The organism is Maribacter sp., assembly GCF_039974175.1.
GTDB lineage: Bacteria > Bacteroidota > Bacteroidia > Flavobacteriales > Flavobacteriaceae > Maribacter_C.
The window spans coordinates 106,105-128,820 of record NZ_JBDWJN010000008.1 but is presented as its reverse complement, the minus strand read 5'-3'; the positions used below and the strand labels follow the sequence as shown (position 1 = coordinate 128,820).

Annotated in this window: 18 protein-coding genes; 5 read left to right on the top strand and 13 right to left on the bottom strand. The window is 37.6% G+C overall.

The features are described from left to right. Nucleotides 1–48 precede the first annotated feature (48 nt). The 6 genes from ABJN95_RS06430 to ABJN95_RS06405 form a co-directional block, all read right to left on the bottom strand. Entirely contained in the window at nucleotides 49–1,326 is a 1,278-nt protein-coding gene (locus ABJN95_RS06430) for a DUF819 family protein (RefSeq protein WP_348369427.1), read from the bottom strand. Between the two features lie 34 nt (nucleotides 1,327–1,360). Continuing rightward, nucleotides 1,361–2,158, bottom strand: coding sequence for a Cof-type HAD-IIB family hydrolase (locus tag ABJN95_RS06425; RefSeq protein ID WP_348369425.1), 798 nt, complete (start codon nucleotides 2,156–2,158; stop codon nucleotides 1,361–1,363). Between the two features lie 28 nt (nucleotides 2,159–2,186). Next, a complete protein-coding gene (locus ABJN95_RS06420; protein ID WP_348369423.1) occupies nucleotides 2,187–4,388 on the bottom strand; it encodes a DUF5916 domain-containing protein in 2,202 nt (733 codons plus the stop codon). A 110-nt stretch (nucleotides 4,389–4,498) separates the two neighbouring features. Further along, a complete protein-coding gene (locus tag ABJN95_RS06415) occupies nucleotides 4,499–6,700 on the bottom strand; it encodes a DUF5916 domain-containing protein (protein WP_348369421.1) in 2,202 nt (733 codons plus the stop codon). Nucleotides 6,701–6,802: 102 nt separating this feature from the next. Continuing rightward, a complete protein-coding gene (locus ABJN95_RS06410; protein WP_348369420.1) occupies nucleotides 6,803–8,998 on the bottom strand; it encodes a DUF5916 domain-containing protein in 2,196 nt (731 codons plus the stop codon). A gap of 74 nt (nucleotides 8,999–9,072) precedes the next feature. After that, nucleotides 9,073–11,319, bottom strand: a complete 2,247-nt coding sequence (locus tag ABJN95_RS06405) for a transglycosylase domain-containing protein (protein ID WP_348369418.1) — start codon at nucleotides 11,317–11,319, stop codon at nucleotides 9,073–9,075. Nucleotides 11,320–11,585: 266 nt separating this feature from the next. Between ABJN95_RS06405 and ABJN95_RS06400 the strand changes: the two genes are divergently transcribed. Then, nucleotides 11,586–12,362 (top strand): S1/P1 nuclease, encoded by a 777-nt coding sequence (locus ABJN95_RS06400; protein WP_348369416.1) that lies wholly within the window; start codon nucleotides 11,586–11,588, stop codon nucleotides 12,360–12,362. 407 nt (nucleotides 12,363–12,769) lie between these two features. Here the strand turns inward: ABJN95_RS06400 and ABJN95_RS06395 are convergent, their stop codons facing one another. After that, nucleotides 12,770–13,645: an AraC family transcriptional regulator gene (locus ABJN95_RS06395; protein ID WP_348369414.1), complete on the bottom strand. Its 876-nt coding sequence runs from the start codon at nucleotides 13,643–13,645 to the stop codon at nucleotides 12,770–12,772. Between the two features lie 216 nt (nucleotides 13,646–13,861). On the opposite strand from ABJN95_RS06395, the gene ABJN95_RS06390 reads away from it, so the two are divergent. Continuing rightward, nucleotides 13,862–14,446, top strand: a complete 585-nt coding sequence (locus ABJN95_RS06390) for a T9SS type A sorting domain-containing protein (RefSeq protein WP_348369412.1) — start codon at nucleotides 13,862–13,864, stop codon at nucleotides 14,444–14,446. A gap of 59 nt (nucleotides 14,447–14,505) precedes the next feature. Here ABJN95_RS06390 and ABJN95_RS06385 read toward each other — a convergent pair whose 3' ends face one another. The 6 genes from ABJN95_RS06385 to ABJN95_RS06360 all read right to left on the bottom strand — a co-directional run bounded on the left by ABJN95_RS06385 (nucleotide 14,506) and on the right by ABJN95_RS06360 (nucleotide 19,804). Continuing rightward, on the bottom strand, nucleotides 14,506–14,781 hold the full coding sequence (locus tag ABJN95_RS06385; RefSeq protein ID WP_348369410.1) for a hypothetical protein: 276 nt from the start codon (nucleotides 14,779–14,781) through the stop codon (nucleotides 14,506–14,508). A gap of 87 nt (nucleotides 14,782–14,868) precedes the next feature. Next, a complete protein-coding gene (locus ABJN95_RS06380) occupies nucleotides 14,869–15,501 on the bottom strand; it encodes an MOSC domain-containing protein (protein ID WP_348369408.1) in 633 nt (210 codons plus the stop codon). 572 nt (nucleotides 15,502–16,073) lie between these two features. Beyond that, nucleotides 16,074–16,910, bottom strand: a complete 837-nt coding sequence (locus ABJN95_RS06375; protein WP_348369406.1) for a helix-turn-helix domain-containing protein — start codon at nucleotides 16,908–16,910, stop codon at nucleotides 16,074–16,076. A 365-nt stretch (nucleotides 16,911–17,275) separates the two neighbouring features. Then, nucleotides 17,276–17,677 carry a hypothetical protein gene (locus tag ABJN95_RS06370; RefSeq protein WP_348369404.1) on the bottom strand — a complete coding sequence of 134 codons (402 nt, stop codon included), beginning with the start codon at nucleotides 17,675–17,677 and terminating at the stop codon, nucleotides 17,276–17,278. Between the two features lie 363 nt (nucleotides 17,678–18,040). Continuing rightward, a complete protein-coding gene (locus ABJN95_RS06365; protein WP_348369403.1) occupies nucleotides 18,041–19,156 on the bottom strand; it encodes an AraC family transcriptional regulator in 1,116 nt (371 codons plus the stop codon). Between the two features lie 297 nt (nucleotides 19,157–19,453). Further along, a complete protein-coding gene (locus ABJN95_RS06360) occupies nucleotides 19,454–19,804 on the bottom strand; it encodes a DUF6249 domain-containing protein (RefSeq protein ID WP_348369402.1) in 351 nt (116 codons plus the stop codon). Between the two features lie 135 nt (nucleotides 19,805–19,939). On the opposite strand from ABJN95_RS06360, the gene ABJN95_RS06355 reads away from it, so the two are divergent. From ABJN95_RS06355 to ABJN95_RS06345, 3 genes are all read left to right on the top strand, one after another. Beyond that, complete coding sequence (locus tag ABJN95_RS06355; RefSeq protein ID WP_348369401.1) at nucleotides 19,940–20,524, top strand: sigma-70 family RNA polymerase sigma factor; 585 nt, start codon at nucleotides 19,940–19,942, stop codon at nucleotides 20,522–20,524. Beyond that, a complete protein-coding gene (locus ABJN95_RS06350; RefSeq protein WP_348369399.1) occupies nucleotides 20,511–20,924 on the top strand; it encodes a hypothetical protein in 414 nt (137 codons plus the stop codon). Before ABJN95_RS06355 ends, ABJN95_RS06350 begins: the two co-directional genes overlap by 14 nt. A 192-nt stretch (nucleotides 20,925–21,116) precedes the next feature. Then, nucleotides 21,117–22,715, top strand: coding sequence for a solute:sodium symporter family transporter (locus ABJN95_RS06345; RefSeq protein ID WP_348369397.1), 1,599 nt, complete (start codon nucleotides 21,117–21,119; stop codon nucleotides 22,713–22,715). Nucleotide 22,716: the final 1 nt, after the last annotated feature.

Sequence of the window (22,716 nt, the reverse complement as noted above, 5' to 3'; positions counted from 1 at the left end):
ATATCAGTAATTTTTTTGAATAGATTCAAAAGTTTTTAAACGCAATAGCTATACTTTAGAAGCCACTTCCATCAATAGTGCGCAAAGATATGCTCCTCCAGTACCTACCACATATCCAAAAACAGCTAGCAAGATACCTACTGATGTCAAAGAAGGATGAAACTCTGCTGCAACCACCGGAGCAGATGCTGCCCCGCCTACGTTGGCTTGACTACCTACGGCCAAAAAGAAGAAAGGCGCTTTGATAAGTTTAGCAACCAAGATTAAGAGGCCCGCATGCACCGATATCCAAATAAGGCCTATTAGAATTAAACCAGGATTTTCGAGAACCTTGCTCAAATCCATTTGCATGCCTATTGTCGCGACTAGAATATATATGAACATTCCTCCAATTTTGCTAGCTCCTGCACCTTCATAGTTTTTTGCTTTGGTAAAGGATAGGGCGATTCCAATGACCGTAGCGCAAACCACCATCCATAAAAAGGTTGACCCTAAAGAGGATAGTATTTTTGTTTTATCGCGTATGACCTCAAATGAATCTTTTAGCAAATCTGAAAAATTATTTCCAAATAAATGGGAAACCCCTACCGCTGCAAATGCGAGTGCGAGCATAATAATATAGTCATGTAGGCTTGTCACCCGAGTTATTTTTTCGGTATGGGCGGTAACTTTTTCTTTTAAAATTTCTATAGAAGAGGTGTCTGCTTTCAACCATTTGTCAATTCGCTTGGTCTTTCCGATACCTAAAAGTAGTATAGCCATCCATATATTGGCGATAACGATATCTACAAGTACCATACCCCCAAATTTATCAGGATTGTACTCGAAAATCTCAAACATAGCAGCTTGGTTAGCGCCTCCACCTATCCAACTTCCCGCAATGGTTGAAAGTCCCCGCCACACGGCATCTGGGCCAACACCGCCAACGGTTTCCGGTGAAAAGATCGAAACTATCAAAATCGCCAAAGGTCCACCAATAATAATCCCAGCTGTTCCCGTAAAAAACATAATCAATGCTTTAGAACCTAAATTGGCAATGGCCTTTAAGTCAATGCTTAAAGTCATCAAAACCAATGCGGCTGGGAGTAGATAGCGACTTGCAACAAAATATAGATTTGAAGTTTCATCAGAAATGACTCCTAAACTCGTAAATATACCGGGTAACAAATAGCACATTAAAACGGTCGGAACGATGCCATAGAATTTTTTCCAAAATCCCGTTTTGATTGATGAGGTATAGAAAACAAAGCCGAGACATAAGGCTAAAAGTCCAAAAACAATAGTATCATCGGCAATTAGCGGTTGAGGTATGCTATTTTCGGTCATTTAGGAGTGGATTTCTTCATCCAAATATAAACATTTATAAATGTTGCTTGATAAAATGTGCTACGCCGTGTTCCGTATTTTTTAAGGTAATATGATTCGCTATTGATTTAACTTCTTCGCGTGCGTTGGCAACAGCAACCCCACAACCTGATTGGCGCAGCATTTCCATATCATTGTAGTTGTCTCCAAAAGAAATAACATCGGCAAGTGATTCTTCGGCGGCGAGTAACAGTTCAATTGCTGACAATTTGGAAACCGATTTTGGGGCCACTTCGATCAGCGTATCATTCGAACGGTAAATGTTCATATGCTTATTTAATTCAGCAACCAGCAGTGGAAATATGGCATCTGTTGAGCTTTTGGTGCCCATCAACATGATTTTATGCGCACTTATCTGTCTTTTACTCCAATTTTGCAATGTTATGGAGCTAGGGCTAAAAGTTGGTTCGGTGCGAGTATAATTCATTTCCTTTTTAACACGTTCTGAAGTTTCTTCTACATACCACTCCTTTTTGTGATACAAACCTAGTTGTATTTGATGTTCTTCTGCTAGTCGATATACTTCTTCTACCGCGCTGAAGTTTATTTCTGCTGAGAATACCTCTTTTGCTCCGTCCAATATTAGAGCCCCATTATAGCAAATGATGGGTTGGTCTTGAATTCCTAGTCTTGCTTGCAAATATGTCATAGACTGTGGCATTCGCGCTGATACTAAAATGGTACGGATTTTTGACCGAATTCTGCTAATTTCAGAAATAGTGAAGTCTGACACGTCGCTCTTTGTAGAAAGCAAAGTACCATCTAAATCGGAGCATAGTATTTTAAAATCCATGTAGCATTAAGTTCTTATATTACAATGGCTAAATGTTTAACCAATACGTCAGCTTCAAATTAATTGACCTGCTTCTAGGTTGAAAACTGTTAACAAAGTAGTTGTCATTGTACACAACAAACAAGTCAGATAAAGGGGCAAAACGCCATTGTAATCTTGAGTTGACTCCTAAATTATCACGTTGATTACTATATTGAATCAATGTTGACCAAAAAATAGATTTACTAAAAGTAATATCAATTTTAGGGCTTACCAGCCAGATGTCGGCAGATGGATAAGGGTCTGGTAAATTGATCTGATCATAGTTCAAGACCATAGAAAGAAAGACCTTTGGCTGAAAGCGCAGGGTCATCTCGCTTTCAACAGAAAACCGTTTTCCATTGAAGAAGCGTCCAATTTCGGAGCCAATTGCAAAGGCGAAAAGCTTTCTCTGATCTGATTGATACCCAAACTCTACGCTGTTATAATGATACCCTTGATCGCCAGGTAACTCAAGTGCACCGTCTGTACCAGTCGGATCAAAACTATCAAATAAGAAGGTATAGCTATTGGTCATACCCAGGTTAAATTGAGATTGATTTTGAAATTGAACTTCCCATTGTGTTCTAAAATCGTAATCTGTGTTTTTAAAATTTAGACTGGGGTCCCATAGAAGTATCGGGAAAAACTGGAAGCCGTGGTTTTGAATGATTCCCTTTTTAGGCCAAAACACCCTTTCGGCGCTGAGTATTGCCTTTACAATACCCGTTCGGCGAACAAAGCCAAGATCTGAAGCGAAATCCTCATCTATATAAAGACCTTTGCTATAAAAATTATATTTTCTTGACTGGTATCGCAACACTGCTCCGGTAGAAAGGTTTCCAGTATTGTCATCGGGTTGAAATGACTTGTGCAAATAAGTTTGCCCGGTCCAAGTATTATCTTTAGACGCCAAATTATAATCAATGCCTAAGACCCGATTGTATTCGTCTTCACGTTCTACAAAAACATTTTCTTCAAAAGACTGTTTATTAATGAAAAAGGCTCCAATATTGGATCTAGAAAATACGCGATGCTGCAAGGCAATCATGGTATTGTTATTGGATGGAATTTCATTTTCCTCATCTTTGGCAGTCTGAATGTTCAAAAACCCAACACGCAGATCTTTGGTTAGTTTTCCACTAAGACGTACACCACCAATAATTTTGTTTTCGATGGAGTTTCCAGCAGTATCGCGAGCTATGCCAATACGCCTCGAGAAGAAGGGGTTGGCATCGCGCTGATCTCCAAAACTGGCAAAAAGATCACTATTGTCTATAAAAAATTGTCTTTTTTCTGGCAACGAAATTTCAAAGCGAGTGAGATTGGTGACTTGATCATCGACCTCTACTTGTGAAAAATCTGGATTTACCGTCACGTCCAAATTTAGGTTGTTGCCAATAGCAACCTTTGCATCTCCTCCAATTTTTAACGTATTCAAACCTTCGTCGGTTTCAAAATTCTTTTGAGACAAGGCGTTGATATACGGTATAATGGCCAGCGGTGTTCTAGATATTCCCAAAGGTTTCTCAAAGACCATGTCACCCATGAATGCAAGGTTGAAAATTAATTGGTTCTGTGGAACATTCATCCACGAACTTCGTTCATTGTTTTGGGTTTCAATTCGATAACTATTAAATCGCCACTTGGTGGCACCTTCTTTAAACTTTAATGACGTAAGAGGAATGATCATTTCGGCCGTAAAATAATCATCATACATTTTTGAATCGCCCTGCCATTTTACGTCCCATGATAAATTGAAGCTTCTACGGTCGGTTCCACCGTTTGAGATTAGAGCTTCTCTGCGAACCCCATACGGATTAATTCCAAAGAGAAATGCGTTAGTACCATCGTTATACGTGTCTAGCAGTATCGAAAAACTATCACTACCGCTCCCTCTAAAATCTCTTTTTAAGGAAGTTAAGGCATAATTTTTTCCAATGGAGAATGCTTTTATTCCGATATATAGATTCTTATCGTCATAAAGTATTTTGACTTCAGATTGTTTATCAGCAAGTACTGAATCTGTTGGAAAGTATTGCCAGTAATCGTTTGCACTTTCGGCATTTTCCCACATAGGTTCATCAAGAACACCATCGGGGATGAAATTTGATTCTGTTGTATATTTTACTGTAAAATTTTTGGTGCCATTTTGTCCAAAAGAAATTAACGCAAAAAGCAGTAAGGGGAGAACTGGTAAAGTTCTAGTCATTGGTTCTGAATTAGCTGGAAAAGCAAATTTACTTCTTTAGAACGTTAAGAAAAGCCTAAACTTTTGTTATAAAACCGACTTGAAAGCTGAAGTGCTATTAGCGGTTTTGACTAAATGTTAAGCCAATACGTAAACTTCAAATTGATTGAACGATAGCGGGGTGCAAGTTGATTGACGAAGTAGTTGTCGTTATAAACAATGAACAAGTCTGAAAGGGGTGCAAAACGCCATTGCAACCTTGAATTAACACCTAAATTATCTCGTTGATTGCTATACTGCACTAAAGTTGACCAAAAGACCGACTTGCTAAAGGTTACGTCAATTTTCGGACTGATTAACCAAATATCTGCACTTGGATAAGGATTCGGTAGTGAGATTTGGTCATAGTTGAACAACATTGAAATGAATACCTTTGGTTGAAAGCGAAGTGTCATACCTCCTTCCAGAGAAAATCGATTTCCATTGAAAAAGCGACCAACTTCTGTTCCAAGGCTATAGGCGAATACTTTTCTTTGGTCAGACTCATATCCGGCCTCCAAGCTATTGTAATGATAGCCCTGATTGCCAGGTATGGGAATTCCCCCGTCGGTTCCCGTTGGGTTAAAATCTTCAAACAAAAAGGTAAAACTATTATTTAGTCCAACACCAAATTCGGAGGTATCTCTAAATTTAGCTTCCCAGGAAGTGCTAAAGTCGTAGTCCGTATTTTGAAAGTCATCGGTCAAGCTCCAAATAGCCACAGGAAAAAACTGGAAGGCATGTGTTTGAATATTGCCTTTCTCTGGCCAAAACACACGTTCAAAACTTGCCAAGCCTTTGAAAATACCTGTTCGTCTAATAAAACCAAGGTCAGATGAAAAATCCTCATCAATGTAAACACCTTTCCCGAAGAAGTTATAATTTCTAGAGTTATATGATAGTCTCGCACCACTAGATAGATTGCCAACATTGTCATCGGGTTGAAAGGACTTGTGCAAATAGAACTTACCGGTCCAAGTGTTATCTTCAGAGGCCAAATTGTAGTCCAAACCGAACAACCGATTGTATTCGTCTTCTCTTTCAATAAAATCATAGTCTTTGAAAGACTGTTTATTGATAAAGTACATGCCAATATTAGATCTTAAAAATACCTTCTGCTGCAAGGCTATCATGGTATTGTTGTTAGATGCAATTTTGTTTTCCAAATCTTCATCTGTTTGAATATTCAAAAAGCCTATTCTTAGATTGTTCGACAGTTTACCACTTAGACGAAGGCCTCCAATAATTGGGTTTTCAATAGAATTTCCAGCGGTATCTCTTGCAATACCTATGCGACGCGAAAAGAAGGGATTTGCGTCTCGCGAATCTCCAAAACTTGAGAATAAATCACTATTATCAATAAAAAATTGTCTTTTTTCTGGCAAGCCGATTTCAAATCGAGTCAGATTGGTGACAATGTCATCAACTTCGACATTGGAAAAATCTGGATTTACGGTTACATCCAAATTTAGGCCAGTACCAATGGCTACTTTTGCGTCACCTCCGAATTTTATATCGTTCAAGCCTTCGTCAGTTTCAAAGTTCTTTGAAGAGATTGCATTTACGTATGGTATGATGGCCAAAGGAGTTTTTGACTTTCCTAAGGGTTTTTCGAAAATCATGTCACCCATAAAGGCGGTGCCCCATACTTGTTGATTTTGAGGAATCCTAATCCAGGTACTAATTTCATTTGATTGCGTATCAAAGCGATAGCTGTTAAATCTCCACTTTTGGGTTCCCTCCTTGAACTTAAAAGAACTTAATGGAATGATCATTTCAGCGGTATAGTAATCATCATAGATTTTTGCGTCACCTTTCCATTTCACATCCCAAGAGGTGGTAAAACCAATTTGTTGTGAGCTTCCTCCTGAGATCAAAGCTTCTCTGAGAACGCCATAGGGGTTCGTGCCAAATAAGAAAGCATTTTGTCCGTCATTAAAAGTGTCGAAAATTACGCTAATGTTATCATTTCCACCGGCCAAGAAGTCTCGCTTTAATGACTGAATGGCGTAATCCTTTCCTGCAGCGTCTATTCGAATCCCCACATATAAGTTCTTGTCATCATAAAACATCTTGATGTCGGACTGTTGACGTGCTTGAATGGAATCTAATGGAAAGTACTCCCAGAACTTATTCGCACTTTCAGCTTTTTCCCATACTTGTTCTTCTAAGACGCCATCTGGAGTAACATTCGCATCGGTAATATACTTTACATTAAAGCTCTTGTAATTTTCTTGTCCAAATCCTAGGAAAGCGAATAGGAGTATGGGGAGAACTGGTAGGGTTCTGATCATTAATTTTTAATTAGTTGGGAATACAAATTTACCCCTTTACTACGTTAAAAAAACCCTAAACTTATTAAGGAAAACTAATATGAAAAGTTAAAAGTGCGCCGGCTAAATATTTAACCAATAGGTAAACTTCAAGTTGATTGAACGATATCTTGGAGAAAATTGATTTACAAAATAATTGTCATTGTAAACAAGGAATAAATCAGAAAGGGGTGCAAAACGCCATTGCAAACGAGAGTTGATTCCTAGATTGTCTTCTAGATTGCTGTATTGAATCAAAGTCGACCAAAAAAGCGATTTGCTAAAAGTCAGTTCTACTTTGGGGCTTAGCAACCAAATATCAGCACTAGGATAGGGGTCGGGCAATGTGATATTGTTGTAATTCAATGCCAGGGTTATCTGTGCTTTGGGTAATATTCTAAGGAAAATTTGCGCATCCAAGGAAAATATATTCCCGTTGAAAAAGTGTCCTAGAGTAGCTTGCCCCATTGCGGAAAGTACACCAGCCCTGTTCGACATATAGCTAAAATCAACACTATTGAAATGATAACCTAAATTTCCAGGAAGGGGCTCACCATCTGTTCGGGTAGGGTCAAAGTCATCTGTAAGAAAAGTGAATCTATTATTAAACCCCAAAGTAACTTGAGATTGATCTTGAAAACCTAATTTCCCTGTAAATCGGATATCCTGATCTGTTTTTTTGTAATCGAGACTGGGTCTCCAAACCGTCACCGGAAAGAGTTCGAAACTGTAATTGTTAACGATTTTGCTTTTTGGCCAAAACACCTTTTCTAGCGAAGCCACTCCCTTAATAATATCGGTTCTTCGAATAAAGCCGAGGTCGGAGGAGAAATCCTCATCGATATATACAAAATCGGCAAAAGCATTGAAATATCTAGTGATACGACCAATATTTGCACCTACCGAAAAATTCCCCGCACTGTCATCGGGTTGAAAAGATTTATGCGTGTAAAATTTACCAATCCAACGATTGTTTTTTGAAGCTAGGTTGTAATCTAATCCCAAAACGCGGTTAAACTCTTCTTCACGCTCTACAAAATCATAATCTTTGAACGATTGCCGATTGATGAAGAACATATTGATGTTCGAACGGGAAAAAACTTTCTTTTGCAATGCCAACATAGTATTATTGTTGGAAGCAATTTCATTGTCTATGTCTTCATCTGTCTGAATGCTAAAAAATCCAAGACGCCAATCTTCGTTTAGTTTTCCGCTTAGTCGCACACCGCCAATAATTCTATTTTCTATGGTGTTTCCAGCGGTATCTCTTGCTATACCAATGCGTCTGGAGAAGAAAGGGTTGGCATCGCGGCTACCACCAAAACTTGAGAAAAGGTCGCTATTGTCAATAAAGAACTGTCTCTTTTCTGGTAAAGAAACTTCAAATCTTGTGAGATTGGTAATAATATTATCGACTTCAACATTCGAAAAATCTGGGTTTACTGTAATATCAAGATTCATACCATTTCCGATAGAGACTTTGGCATCTCCACCGACTTTTATATTGCTACCAGAATTGTCTAAAACATAGTCCTTTTCGGCAATTGTATTTACATAAGGAATAAGAGCCAAAGGTGTTCTCGATTTGCCCAATGGTTTTTCGAAATGCATATCACCCATGAAGGCCAAACTTACTAAAAACTGTCCTTGAGGTACTCGAACCCAAGTACTGCGCTCATTGGTCTGTAGGTCAAAGCGGTAGCTTTGAAAACGCCATTTAGTCTCACCTTCTTTAAATTTGAATGAGGTAAGTGGAATAGCCATTTCAGAGGTGTAGTAATCACCATATATTTTTGAATCGCCCTTCCATTTGACATCCCAAGAATCATTGAAACCTCTAAGATCTGACCCACCTCCGGAAATCAATACCTCTCGTCGAACTCCATAAGGATTGATTCCGAATAAGAAGGCATTGGTGCCATCGTTGAAGGTATCAAATACCAAACTCATGCTATCACCGGTGCTCGCTCTAAAATCTCGTTTCAGTGATGGGGTGACCCACTTATCCCCAATGGATTTGACTGTTAGTCCAATATAGAGGTGCGTATCACTAAAGACCATTTTAATTTCAGTAGGATTTTCAGCCAAAACGGAATCGGTTGGAAAATACTGTTGGAAGTTATTAGCACTTTCAGCCGTATTCCAAAATGACTCATCTAAAACACCATCTATTGTTGGGATTTCTGTAGTGAACTTTACCGTAAAAGACTTGTCTTTGGTTTGGCTAAGTAGGGGGATGGTATAAAGAAGTACTACAAAGGCGTAAAATGCTCTTGTCATCAGGTTTTTGAATTAGCTGGAGCAAATTTAATAGTTTATTGCTTACCATGAGCAAAGTATCGTAGAAGTGTAGTTTACCTTTTGTTCTTGAACTTTTTGGATTTTTTCTTATTTGGATTGGTAAACAATCGTTTGAAAAAACCATCTCTTTTTACAGGTTCACAGTTCAATTGATCCAACACAAAAGGATTTGGCTTTTCGAATTCAGCTTTGGTAATATCGTCGAACTCTCTGTGTTTGTTCAATTGTTGGTACCAACTTGCAAATATGGGTAAAGCCGCATTCGCCCCTTGACCCAGACTTGTGTTTTTGAAACCGATTTCGTGGTTGTCTAGGCCCACCCAGGTGATGTGTACTAACTTCGGAGTTAATGCAACGAACCATGCATCTTTGTTGTTTTGGGTAGTACCTGTTTTTCCAGCAATAGCATTATTCAATTTATAGGTAGTACGAATGCGTTTTGCTGTTCCTGTGTTAATGGTAGACTTCATCATTTCGAGCATAATTTGCTCGGTCTGTTTCGAAAATGCCCTGTTTTTTGCTCTTTTTGGGTCAAAATCGACCAAAATCGAATCATTTTGATCTGAAATACTTTTAATAAGATAAGGCAAAACAGCCTTTCCTTCGTTGACATAGCTGGCATAGACCCCAGCCAATTCGTTGAGGTAGATTTCACCTGTTCCAAGAGCCACTGATGGTTGCTTTGGAAGCTCCGAAAAAACACCCATTTTCTTGGCCTGATTTAGTACATTTTCTAGACCGGTAGCCTCAAGCACTTTTACGGCCACGGTGTTGACCGATTTACTCAGCGATTCTTCCATAGAATAATTCAGGTAAGTCTCATCTTTATTTCCAGAATTGCTGGGAGACCAACCTTTTAGGTTTTCATAGGCCACCTCTCTTGCCGAAAAGTAAGCGCAAGGTGGAATACCTGTTTCTAATGCTGCAGTATACACTATGGGTTTAAAAGTAGATCCAACTTGTCGTCTTGCTTGGGCAACATGATCGAATTTGAAGCGCTTGAAATCAATGCCACCAATCCAAGTGATGACAGCCCCAGTTTGTGGATTAATTGCTATAGCACCTGTGTTCAAGAATTTCATATAATGCTGCACACTATCAATAGTACTTGCAGTGACAGTTTTATCGCCTGACCAATCGGTTAGAACCATGGTACGTTTTTGACTCAAAGAATCCCATATTTCGGAGGTCGATAATTCGTTTTGAAGTAATTTTTTATAATGCGGTATGGCGCGAACTGCCTTTTCTACAAGTTTTTTATTCTTTATCCAAGGTGCGTTTTTACCATAGCTTTTCTCAAAGCTAGTCTGCAGTTTGGTCATGTGCTTTTTCATGGCTTCTTCTGCCAGTACTTGCATTTTAGAATTTAGGGTAGTGTAGATTTTGAGTCCCGAGGTATATATATTGTATTCGCTCCCTTTTTCATTTTCAGATTTCACCCATTTGATGAGTTTTTTTCTGACTTCTTCCCTAAAATAAGGAGCCAGTCCGTCGGTATAGTCGTATTTTCTATAATTCAGTTTTAGGGGAATGGTAATCAAACTGTCCTTTTCTGCTTCTGATAGAAAATTGTTTTTGACCATAGATTTCATCACTAAATTACGTCGCGCTTCACTTTTTTTGGGATACACCCTGGGATTATAGCCATAGGTTGCTTTTAGCATACCGACTAACACAGATGCTTCTTCAATGTGTAATTGGCTCGTTTTTTTGTTAAAAAACTTTAAGGATGCACTTTCAATTCCAAAGGTGTTGTCTCCAAAGGAAACGGTGTTTAAATAATGAGTCAAGATTTCAGTCTTAGAAAATACATCTTCCAAACGTGATGCTATTATCATTTCTTTCACCTTATTTACGGCGATGTTCGTCTGCTTCCTTTCCCTTCGGGGGTATAAGTTTTTGGCAAGTTGTTGGGTTATGGTACTTCCTCCACCTGATGATCGATCTTGCATCAAAATAGTCTTAAAACCAACACGCAAAAAACTAGGGTAATCGATGCCGGAGTGATCATAGTAGCGCTCATCCTCTATAGCAACCAATGCGTCTAGTAGAAACTGTGGCATTTGGGTATAACCAATAGGTTGTCGGTCATACAGATAGTATTTTCCGATAAGCACACTATCTGCAGTATATACTTCTGAGGCCCGTTGGTATTGAAAGCTCGCAAGTTCATTTTTACCCGGAAGTTTCCCCCATGCACCTAAATAAATACTACTCACAAAAAGGATACCAACGACGAAAAAGATGCCTACCGTTAGAAGTAGGTACTTTACATATTTAGATTTTATCCTTTTAAGCATTGCACATTTTATGTATTGCTGCATTATTAAACATTAGGCACCTCTTGAAGCTTTTTTCATTTAAGCGAAAATTAACACCTTTTAGTACAGTTGAAAGTCTTTTTAACCGGTATAGTTCAGTTATTAAGGCCAAAAAAGACAAAAAAGGAGCCAAAAGTGACCATTTTTTAGCGAATCGAAAAGTTAAATCAATTCTAATTATAAAATGACATACGAGTTAACCATAGATTAAAGTTCATTAGTTACATTTGAATAAATTGCAGTTTATGAAAAAAAACATACTTATACTTTTTTTAGTATCCTTCCAATTGTCATTTTGTAATGAGATTGTTTGGTCAAAAACGGGACATAGGACTACTGGAGAAGTTGCGCAACAGCACTTATCAAGAAAGGCCAGAAAGGCTATCGATAAATTATTGAATGGGCAGAGTTTGGCTTTGGTCTCGACCTTTGGTGACGATATCAAGGCGGACCGTCAATACAAGAAATTTAGTGCCTGGCACTATGTGAATTTTCCGGCAGACAAGAAATATGGTGACGTTGAACCTAGTGAATACGGTGATGTAATTACGGGAATTGAAAAGTGTATTGAAATTGTAAAAGACGCAAATAGTTCACATGAGGATAAGATTTTCTATCTAAAGCTTTTGGTACACCTAGTAGGTGATTTACATCAACCCATGCATGTTGGGCGTATAGAGGATAAAGGAGGAAATGACATTCAAGTACAATGGTTCAACCGAGGAAGCAATTTGCATAAGGTGTGGGACTTGAACATGATTGAAGATTATGGGATGAGCTATTCTGAATTAGCAGAATCTTTACCGCGTTTGACTAAGGCCCAAAAAAAGTATTTACAGCAGGGTACCATTTACGACTGGGTGGAAGAATCACAAGATATCGCTAATGAAATATATGAATCGGTTGAAGTAGGTGAGAAGCTATTTTACCGCTATAGTTATGTTTGGTGGGGTACGGTTGAAACGCAGCTACAAAAAGGAGGATTGCGCTTGGCCAAGATCTTAAATGAAATCTTTAAATAGCAATTCAACTAAAAAACGTTTATTTCATCGAGCGCTTATACCTTGGCACAACATTTGAAGTTATATTAGGGTAGTTAGGCGCGAGGAAATTAACATCGTCACCCAAATGTTAAAGATAGTTACTAGCTCTAGAAAGGGTATTAAAAAAGCGGTTCTTGTACAAGAACCGCTTTTTTATTTGATGACCATAAAGGTCAAGTTAAATCTTGCCTCAATAGGTTTTGAAATCGCAGTTATTAGTTGATCAATATGAAATGGGTTGCTAAATGGATCTAAAACAGACTGCCATGCTCTTAACATAATGCATACTTCACTTCTTTTTGAATACTTTGTTTTATATTAAAAATGTTCTTATCTAAAGTTTTAAGGTTATCCAACACAACTAGTACTTTATGCTTGTAAAATGTTTACCCACTGGTCAACACGTTTTTCAGTTCATTGCGATATTGTGATGGGTTTTGCCCAGTAAAAGCTTTGAACGACTTATTGAAATGAGAAAAATTATTGAATCCACTTTCAAAACAAACCTCAGTGATGCTCAAGGGTTGCTCCGCTAGCAATTTTGAGGCATGCACAAGACGATACTCATTTACAAATTGCGTAAAGGTCTTGTTGGTGATTTTTTTGAAGTACCGACAGAAAGAAGGAATGGTCATGCTGACCAAATCAGCAATTTGTTCTAGGGTAATTTCTTCCTTGAAATTACCTTTAACATAGTTAAAAACAATGTTGATGCGGTCATTATCCTTTACCTCTGTTTCTATAGCAAATCCTTCGGCATTCAATACCTTCATTTCCTTTGAATTGGCTAGTTCATTTAAAATATTCAACACAGATAAAAGACGCTGAAAATCGGTTTGATATTCCAATACCTCCATCTTATCACCGATTTTTTGTTTTGTCCGGCCCGAAAAAGCTATGCCTCCTTTGGCCATTTCGAAAAGGCCCAGTATTTTTTTCATTTCTGGGATGGCAAAAAAATCACTTCCCAAGAAATCTTGTTTCATTTGAATTACGGTTTCACTTTCGTTTTCTGTCAGCTTGTCGGTAAACCCACAATGAGGCAGATTACTACCTATTAAAATTAGGTCGCCTTTCGAATAATAAGATACATGACTCCCAATTTGTCGCTTCCCGGCTCCTCCGTTGACATATACCAATTCTATTTCAGGGTGATAGTGCCACGCAGTGTTTGAATTTGACTTGTTTTCATCAAATTTCTGATAAGAATAGGAGTGACCAAAGTTGGGTTCGATCGACTCAAAAGTGGGCTTCTGTTTCATTGAATTTGTAGGTTTCATTATTCAAAGTTACTTTGTTGAAATTTGTCTTATATATACAAAATTACCTCAAATATGTTCAAAATTACCTTTTTAAGATTTTTTTAAGTTTAGTAAGGGTAAAATAGCACACAAATTTGAAAATGGAGTAGTGGTGGGCCAGAGATTGTTGAAGTAGTTTTGGGGTGTTGATTAAGAATAACCCTAAAATTAAAAAACATGAAAAAGGTAGTAAGATCAATCGCAGTAGTGGCCCTAATGTTTGTTGCAGCAACAGGCTTGGCCAAAGAACCAAAACTTAGTGTGAATCCTTCACAGGAAAAAAGCCTAAATTTTGAGATGGACACCACATCAGAAGAAACGTTTGTACGAGTCGTTGATATGAACGGCGTAATTATATATAAAGAAAAGGTAGAAACGGTGAACAGCTATTCAAAAAAGTTCAATTTGAAAAATCTTCCAGAAGGTAGCTATTTCTTAGAAGTAGAAGACGCTTTGAAAGAAACCACTTTTGAATTTACAGTTGACGATTCAACGATAAGAATCGACAAACGAAAAGAAAACGCGAAGCCTGTTTTTAGAAAAAAGGAGGGAAAGGTTTACCTAAATCTTCTGAATCTAGAAAAAGAAGTGGTAAAAATCAAAGTTTTAGATAGCGAAAACCGCATTGTCTTCCAGGAAACTATTGCAGATGAAATGTTAGTTGAGAAAGTATTCAATTTTGAAGATGCTTTTGAAGATAACTATGTAGTTGTTGTTCAAAACAAAAAAGATACCTATTACGAAGATATCACTGTAAAATAAAGTTGATTTAAGTTGGTTTATATTTTGCCTCCAAAGCTTATCCTTTGGGGGTTTTTTTGTTAAAATCGCAAATACCAATACGCCCAAAACATCAATAAGAATTGCAGCGGAATTCGAGCTACCAATACCCATTTAGCGATACCCATGGAAGCTTTTTTATTGAATAGCATATGAAAGTGGGCTGGTAAAAAAAAGGTTAGCATAGCAATAACTATGTAAATCGCCATGTTTTTCGTGGCCGTAAAGCATAGCGCGATACCAATAATAATTTCCGCAATACCACTTATAATTACCAACAATTTATGGCCCGGCAGATATCCTGGTAAAATTCGCATATACATTTTGGGACGAACAAAATGCATAATACCGGCGATTACGTAAGTCAAAGCCATTAGGTACAAGTGCCATGGATATTTCACGAACTAAAGGAATTTTTTATACCGTTCTTTTTTGTATTCAGGTACCGATTCGTTGCTCATAAAAAGCTGAAGTGTTGCCTTTGACTTTTCTTTTGCATACATCAATTCGTAAAACTGTTGAACGGTAAGCGTGTTTTTCGATTGTTGCTCAAGTGCTACCGGATCTCCTTTTTGAACTTCACCTTCTTCTAAAATTCGCACGTAAGTACCCGGGTGCTTACGCTCTATGAATTGTCGCAGTATCTCCTGAGTGCCAAAGCGCACCCCTAATTTATAGCAAGGCTCCCTAGGTTGAGAGATCTGAACCAAAGCCGTTCCAATGCGATATACGTCACCAATTCGTATTTGCGATTCATCTAAACCTGCAACGGTTAGGTTTTCTCCGAACATGCCCCAATCCCATTCCAAATCAGGATAAAGTGCTTTCCAATAGTCGTATTGATCTGCGCTAAATAAATAACAAGCTTTGTTAAGCCCTGCGTGATGCACGCGATCAATAACGGTATCTTTTGAAACATCGGTCTTTCCTAGAAATAATGCTTCTACAACAGGATATTTAAAAATACCCGTCAGTTCCGAGTTGCCACTCCATACAATACGAGTTGGAACTCCAATATTGGTTGAGATAATTTGCATTCTCTAAAGATAAAAAAACCACCGCGGAAAAAAGCGGTGGTTTATGTAATAACTTACCATTTGATGGAAAGTTATTGGGGGAATTTCAACAAATTCTTTTAGACCTTAGCTGAAATTATGACAGTCATATGTAAGGTTAAGTAAATATGTATACACTAATTAGATGTGGCAAAATTGTATTTAACACCGTACTACTACTTTCTATTTTTACGATTTTCGTATAATGCATATCCTGTTACCAGGAGTAGTATCGGTAGTATCAGAAGGTCATATCTGACGATTTGAGACAAAAGGGATTCGGTCATTATTTGAATCTGGAGTTCCCATAAGATAAAAATGGTCCAAATCCCTACTAACAAAATCCAAAAAAATCTATCACCAACTTCCATCTTCTCTTTTTTGGTACACAAATATCTCAATAATAGCATAGACTGCCCTAATAAAACGGACACGTAAACGTCCTGATTTCGGAATTTAATACGACTTTTAAGATTTTTTGGATATTTACAATCTCTTATCAGGAATCAGAACTAATCGGTATACTAAAGAAAGTGATTGATACCCAAGTTTGGTTAAGCTGCGTTCTTCTCTTTGAATTTTGTCGGGGTAGTTCGTGTTACTTTTTTAAAAGCTGCATAAAAGGCACTTTTGCTATGAAAGCCAACTTCGTAACCAATTCCCTCAATACTTAAAGTAATATGTGGTTCTTTAAGTAAATCGATAGCTTTTTCAATGCGAAATTGATTTACATAACTATTAAAGTTTTGATGCTGCACTGTGTTAATAGCCTTGGAAATTTGTTTGGTGTGTACTTGCAAGGCCTGTGCCACATCAACTATGGTTAACTCGCTCTTTGCAAAACTTTCTGAGGTTTTCATGTGCTGGTCGATCCGTTGAAAAAGGGCGATCAGATTTCCATCTTGTGGTTTTAATGACGAGAGCTTTTCTTCTCTTCTTTGAATGCTGTAATAGCCATTTTCAGAAAGAATAGATAGCACATTACGCTGTATTAAACCGTAAAAGAATATCCAATATACCGTAACAAAATCAATGGTTAAAATATAGATTTTTGAAAATAAATTTTCAGGTGTAAGATAGTATTGAAAGAAATATACAGCATATGCTGCCAAACTAAAAATCAAAAAATAACGGGCCCAAGTAAGATCCTTTAAAGTTGTTCTTGAAAAATGATTATTTACCGCAGTTTTATGGCGATGAATCAGTCTGAGGTTCCAGAAGGCAATACACCAACTATAGCATATTCCCAAAATTAAATAGGTCTTGTACCATAGGCTTTGGTCTATGTTTAGTTTGATTTCGTAAGGTTGGAAAAAGATAAATAAATTTACAAAAAGTGCTATGACCCCTGGATATAGTACCCAATAGGGTGTTTTCTGATCTGAAAACATGGAAACCCGGTAGGTATAGATAAAAAAAAGCGGATAGATTAACCAAAAGAAATTAAATGGAAGGCGAAACAATTGTGGGTAGAACTCGAATACATTTAATTGGAGCAGGGTGAAATGTACCTTAGCTAGTGAAAAGAGCAACACAAGCAGTCCGAGGAACAAAGTACTTCTATATTTTCTTTTACTTAAAAAAATGAGAAGTACACCTAAAAAGATACCCTGCAAAAAGCTCACCAAATGCAAGACAGAGAATATGTTGTAATCCAATTCCATTTTCCTCAAAAATCAATATAAGCTACGAATTAATAAGAGAAATCAGATCTTTGGAACGTTAAATTCTTCTATTTTGGTCAATGCGGTTATTACTATAAATTCGATTTTATTCCGAATGCAGCTGGCTTATGCTCAATAACAATAAATTTCAATAAAGTCTCACCGATATTTTCAAAGTCACATATGATTTCGTTCTCTTCGTATAGCCATATGGGGGTATCACCTTTTTTAAGTCGTATAAGGTCTATTTCACCATTCGACTTTCTTGAAATTGCCAATCCGTTTGTCATACAGGTCAGACTATAGTTGCTTTTGCGCCTTCCAAAGGGGATACGTTCTTTAGGTAGCAAGCTAAGATCCCAAAGCCTGATACTATCATTTTCAAAAAGAAAGTTGCCCAAAGTGTTCACAAAAATTCCTTTTTTAAGCTCATTGATTTTTTCGTCTTCCCAAGTATTAAAATTTGTTTTTTCGTTGATCTCTGTTATATCCATAATATACTTGTAATCAGGTTAATATTTTATATAAGGAGAACTTTTCAAATGTTTGGTCAATCTTGGCACAAAGGTTTGCTAAATATCAAAATAGCGAGAGAAATTTGACATAGGAGGAGTACGGATTTCGTAAATCAGAACCCTATTTAACTACGAAAACGATGTAGTCTGTCTTATTTAAACAAGTTCAAATTGCGCAAACATGATCATTTCATAAATTGACAGAAATACGCCAATGCTGCAAAAGTAAAAGTGTATTGCAGTATGAACTTTGCCATAGGTTGAGAATTTAGCTTTCGAGCAAAAAAGAAAATGATTTTTTACAAAAGAAGTATACTATAGAAAACAGGCAACTTAATGAGCCTAGGGCACAAGTATTTCTTTGTATTTAATCGGTGTAGTACCGGTCACTTTTTTAAAGGCTGCATAGAATGCACTTTTACTATTAAAACCTACTTCAGTTCCTATGCCCTCCACACTGTATTTATTTTGGTCTGAACTTTTTAGAAACTCAATTGCCTTTTTAATTCGAAATTGATTGATATAGGTATTGAAGTTTTGTTTTCTGGCGGAGTTGATAGCAGTGGAAAGACGCCTAGGGTGAATTTTTAAGGTTTCCGATAAATCGATGATCGTAAGATTAGATGCGACATATGCCTTTGAAGTGATAACATGTTCATCAATTTGGTCAGCGAGCCTCTGCATGGCCATATCGGAAGCACCCGTTGTGCTAGCTTGGTGTGTCAGTTTTATATTTAAACCAATATCTGCATGTTGATTGTTTAAAACAGCAATGACGTTGCGCTGCGAAATACCGTGGAAAACGGTCCAATAAATGGTGAATAAATCAAAAGTGGAAAAGAGTATTTTAAAGTAAATATTGGTTGGTGCTATATAATATAAAATATGTATCAGCAACGAACTTACTAAACTATATATGAGAAAAATGCGAGCCCAATGTAATTCCTTTGCTTCAATTTGAGAAAAAGAATTTGATACCTCCGTTCGGTGCTGGTATAGCAACTTTAAATTCCAGAGGGCTATAATCCATGAATAGTAAATACCAATATAGGTAAAGAAAAAATCGTGCAAAGGATCGGCACTGATCGTCAGCTTAGTTGCAAAGGGCAGGAAAAAGATATATACCTGAATCAGTACGACCATAATTCCTGGCAGAAGTGTCCAGTAGGGGGGTCTGCGATTCGCAAAAACAGAAACCTGATGTGTATATATCAAGAAGAGGGGAAAAATCAACCATGAAAAATTGAAGGGTAGTAACAGCAATTCGGAATAATCGCCTTGTAAAACTAAGCTCCTGCTGATATAATGAACCAATTTCAAAGAGAAGAACAAGACAAATAGGCCTAGAAAAAAACAACTTTTGCGCTTGCTTTTGTTTAAAACCATTAGTAGAACACCGAAAACAACCCCTTGAACTAGGGCTATGGCGTCTAAGAAGATTTGAAAATCAACCAGCATTCAATTAGCGCATTAAATTAATAACTATTGTAAATTAGCTGGGGGAATTTTAGAGACCCTTTTTAGTCAGAAAGAAACATAAGCAGGTATTACGTTTTTTTCCTTTTAACAAAACAGTAGGTAGTTTGTGAAATTAAATAGAATATGAGGTGTCATGATACAAGGTATCCAAAATATCCGATTTAACTTTTATTTTTTGTAGAAAATTCTTTCTAAATGAGTAGGTTGTAGAAAATATAAAACCCTAGTATGTTACCAATGTAACTTACTAGGGCCACTATAAAAGCTTTGGTATTCTTAGTCTTCTTTCTCCATCTTTTTGGTTAAAAAGAAACCTGATAACAGACCAATTCCTGCCATAAAGAAAATAGTACCGGGGTAGGCTACGCCTTCGTAAACACCCATATTCTCTAAAATAGCTCCAATAAAAATGGCTATACCCACACCAATTAACAACAGAGCCAAATTAAGAAGAAGAATTTTTCCTATTGATGGGCCTTTGCTTTTTTTGGCGTTAAAAAAAATAGTTGCTTCAGCACCCTTTTCTATAAGTGCCATTCGCTCCTTATTTCTAGTTGTGAAATAAAGATAGACGATTGCGAAAACGAATAAGAAAAAGCTGATGGGTATTAATATTGCCTCTGCCATGTGATTGTTTTTTAATTGATTAATAAACTCATTTGGTCAGTTTGACGCCAATTTTCTAAAAGAGGTTACACGAATTTTGATTTTTGTGAAAATTCGTGTAACCAGAATTGTAATTTGCACGTCATATGTGGTAGAATGAGCCAAAAAGAAGACCAACACTATATTGATGCCATTATCAATGGCGATACCAGAGCATTTTCTGTTTTGGTTGAAAGGTATAAGCATATGGTCTTTACTTTGGCGGCAAAAGTTTTAAAAAATCACGAGGAGGCCGAAGAAGTTGCACAAGATGTTTTTATTAAGGCATACACGGCCTTAGCAAGTTTCAAGGGTGAATCAAAGTTTTCAACCTGGTTGTATAAAATTGCGTATTATCGCAGCTTAGATTACCTAAAGAAACACAAACGAACTGTAAACACGGGTTCGATTGATTCCGATACGGAGTACCATTTAACCAGCATGGAAGATGCTTTAGATGGGCTTGAGGACAAAGAACGAAAACAAACCATTAAAGCTGCTATTAATGAATTGCCCCATGATGATGCGGTAGTGATAACGCTTCACTATTTTGAAGAGCTGTCTTTAAAGGAAATAGCTGATATAATGAATATAGAGCCAAATACGGTTAAAGTGCGCTTATTTAGAAGTAGGAAGCGCTTAGCGGTATTGCTCAAAAATAAATTAGAACCGGAAATTCTGGCTAACTATGGAAGAAAATAAAGAATTAGACGATTTTATCAGAAAGTCGATTAAAGAAGCGGGCTTGGAAAAACCCGCTGTCGATTTTACAGATGCCGTTTTGTCAAAGATTAGGGTTGCCAATCAAAATGATAGTCTTTTGGTTGCCAAACCTTTATTATCCAAGACTACTTGGTTTTTAACCTTTGCGGCAGTAGCGGCTATCTTCGGTTATGTGCTTTTTAGTGACTCAACTACTGAGAGTACTTGGTTGGCGGCCGTAAAGTTAAATAAATTGACATCCTTCAATCTCTCACTAAATTTTCCGGAATTGTCATTTTCAGCCGCATTTATTTATGGTTCTATTGCGATTGCGCTATTTGTGTGGCTGCAGGTTTTCATATTAAAGCAAAGATTAGATAAAAGATATGTGGCCAGCTAATGCTGCAGTCAGCATACGAAGGTTTTAAAATTGCTTAGGTGTGATGCATTGGAAGACCTAAAGCTTCGTTTTTTTATAAGTGATTTTGTTTGCGATCAATGTGGCTTACCCATCACCTTAATTGTTAGAAAAACCTGATTTTAGGTATTTTTTATGGTGATCGCTGCAAAAAAATATGCTTACTTTTAGGGGATGGCCTTACTGACTTTTCTTCTTTTCACAGGTTTCGTAGCCTTTTACGCCACTTGGAATTTACGCCGTGATAAACTGAATTCCCGCGACGGTTATTTCTTAGGTGGAAGGTCATTAACCGGAATTGTGATCGCCGGATCGATGCTGCTGACCAATATTTCAACAGAACATCTGGTGGGCATGAATGGTTCATCCTATAGGAATGGAGCTATCATTGTTGCCTGGGAGGTTACTTCTGCTTTGGCCTTGGTAATAGCAGCGCTGTATTTTGTTCCTCGATACTTGAAAATGGGATTGACGACCATTCCCGAATTTCTAGAAAAACGTTTTGACGGGCTCACCAGAACCTTGGTTGCCTTATTGCTAATTATCTCGTTTGTGGCGACTTTGCTTCCCATAGTTTTGTACACTGGCGCTTTGAACATCGAAGCCATTTTCGAAATCTCTGATCTGTTGCATATAACGCAAAAGGAAGGAATTTGGGTTACGATACTCACTGTGGGGGTTATTGGAGCGGTTTACGCAATTTTTGGTGGCCTAAAAATGGTAGCCTATACAGACACGATAAATGGCTTCGGTCTACTAGTGGCCGGATTGCTGGTTCCTATATTGGCGTTGCTGAGTATAGGAGACGGCAATCCTTGGCAGGGTTTGCAAACAGTCTTTGAAGATAGTCCTGAGAAATTTAATGTGATTAGCAGAGAATCGGGAGTAGGGGAAGGGTCGCGTTCTGCCATTCTACCTTTCGAGGTTTTGTTCACCGGATTGATGGTCAATCAAATCTATTTCTGGACCATGCATCAGTCGATTATTCAAAGGGTTTTAGGAGCAGTGAATTTAAAGGAAGCCCAAAAGGGGTTGCTGTTTACCGGCTTATTGAAAATACTTGTTCCGCTGATTATTGTCTTACCGGGCCTTATTGGTTTTTACTATTTTGGGGAAAGTCTTTATGATAATCCTGACAGCGTATATCCGCTTTTGGTTAAGAAAGTGTTGCCACTTTGGTTAACAGGTTTCTTTGTTGCTGTGATGATGGGAGCCATTTTAAGTACATTTAACAGTGCCCTGAATAGCGCGGCCACGGTATTTAGTTTGGGTATTTTTAAAAGATACATTTCGAAGGATGCTGGGGAAAGGAAGTTAGTTAAAATAGGCAAATTGACCTCAGCTGTTCTTGCCGTTTTTGCCATTGGCATTGCCCCTTTTGTAGCGAACGCACCTGACGGTTTGTATCAACTTTTGCAACAACTCAATGGTATCTTTTTCATTCCAATTGCAAGCGTGGTTATTGCGGGTTTTCTTTTCCCCAGAGTATCAGCGGCTGGGGCCAAAGTGGGGTTGGTTTTCGGTCTGTTTTTCTATGTAATTATGTACTATGTACTTGAAGTGAATTTGCACTTTGTGCATATTTGGGGTATCGAATTTGTATTAAATATGCTGATTATGCATCTGGCTTCATTCCTATTGCCGAAAGGCGAACCCTTTATAATGCAAGATGCTGGTGTTCTGAATCTTACACCCTGGAAATATGCGAAACCCTTTAGTCTTTTCTTGGTGATAATTACGGTAATTTTGTACCTTGTATTAGGGAATGTTTAAT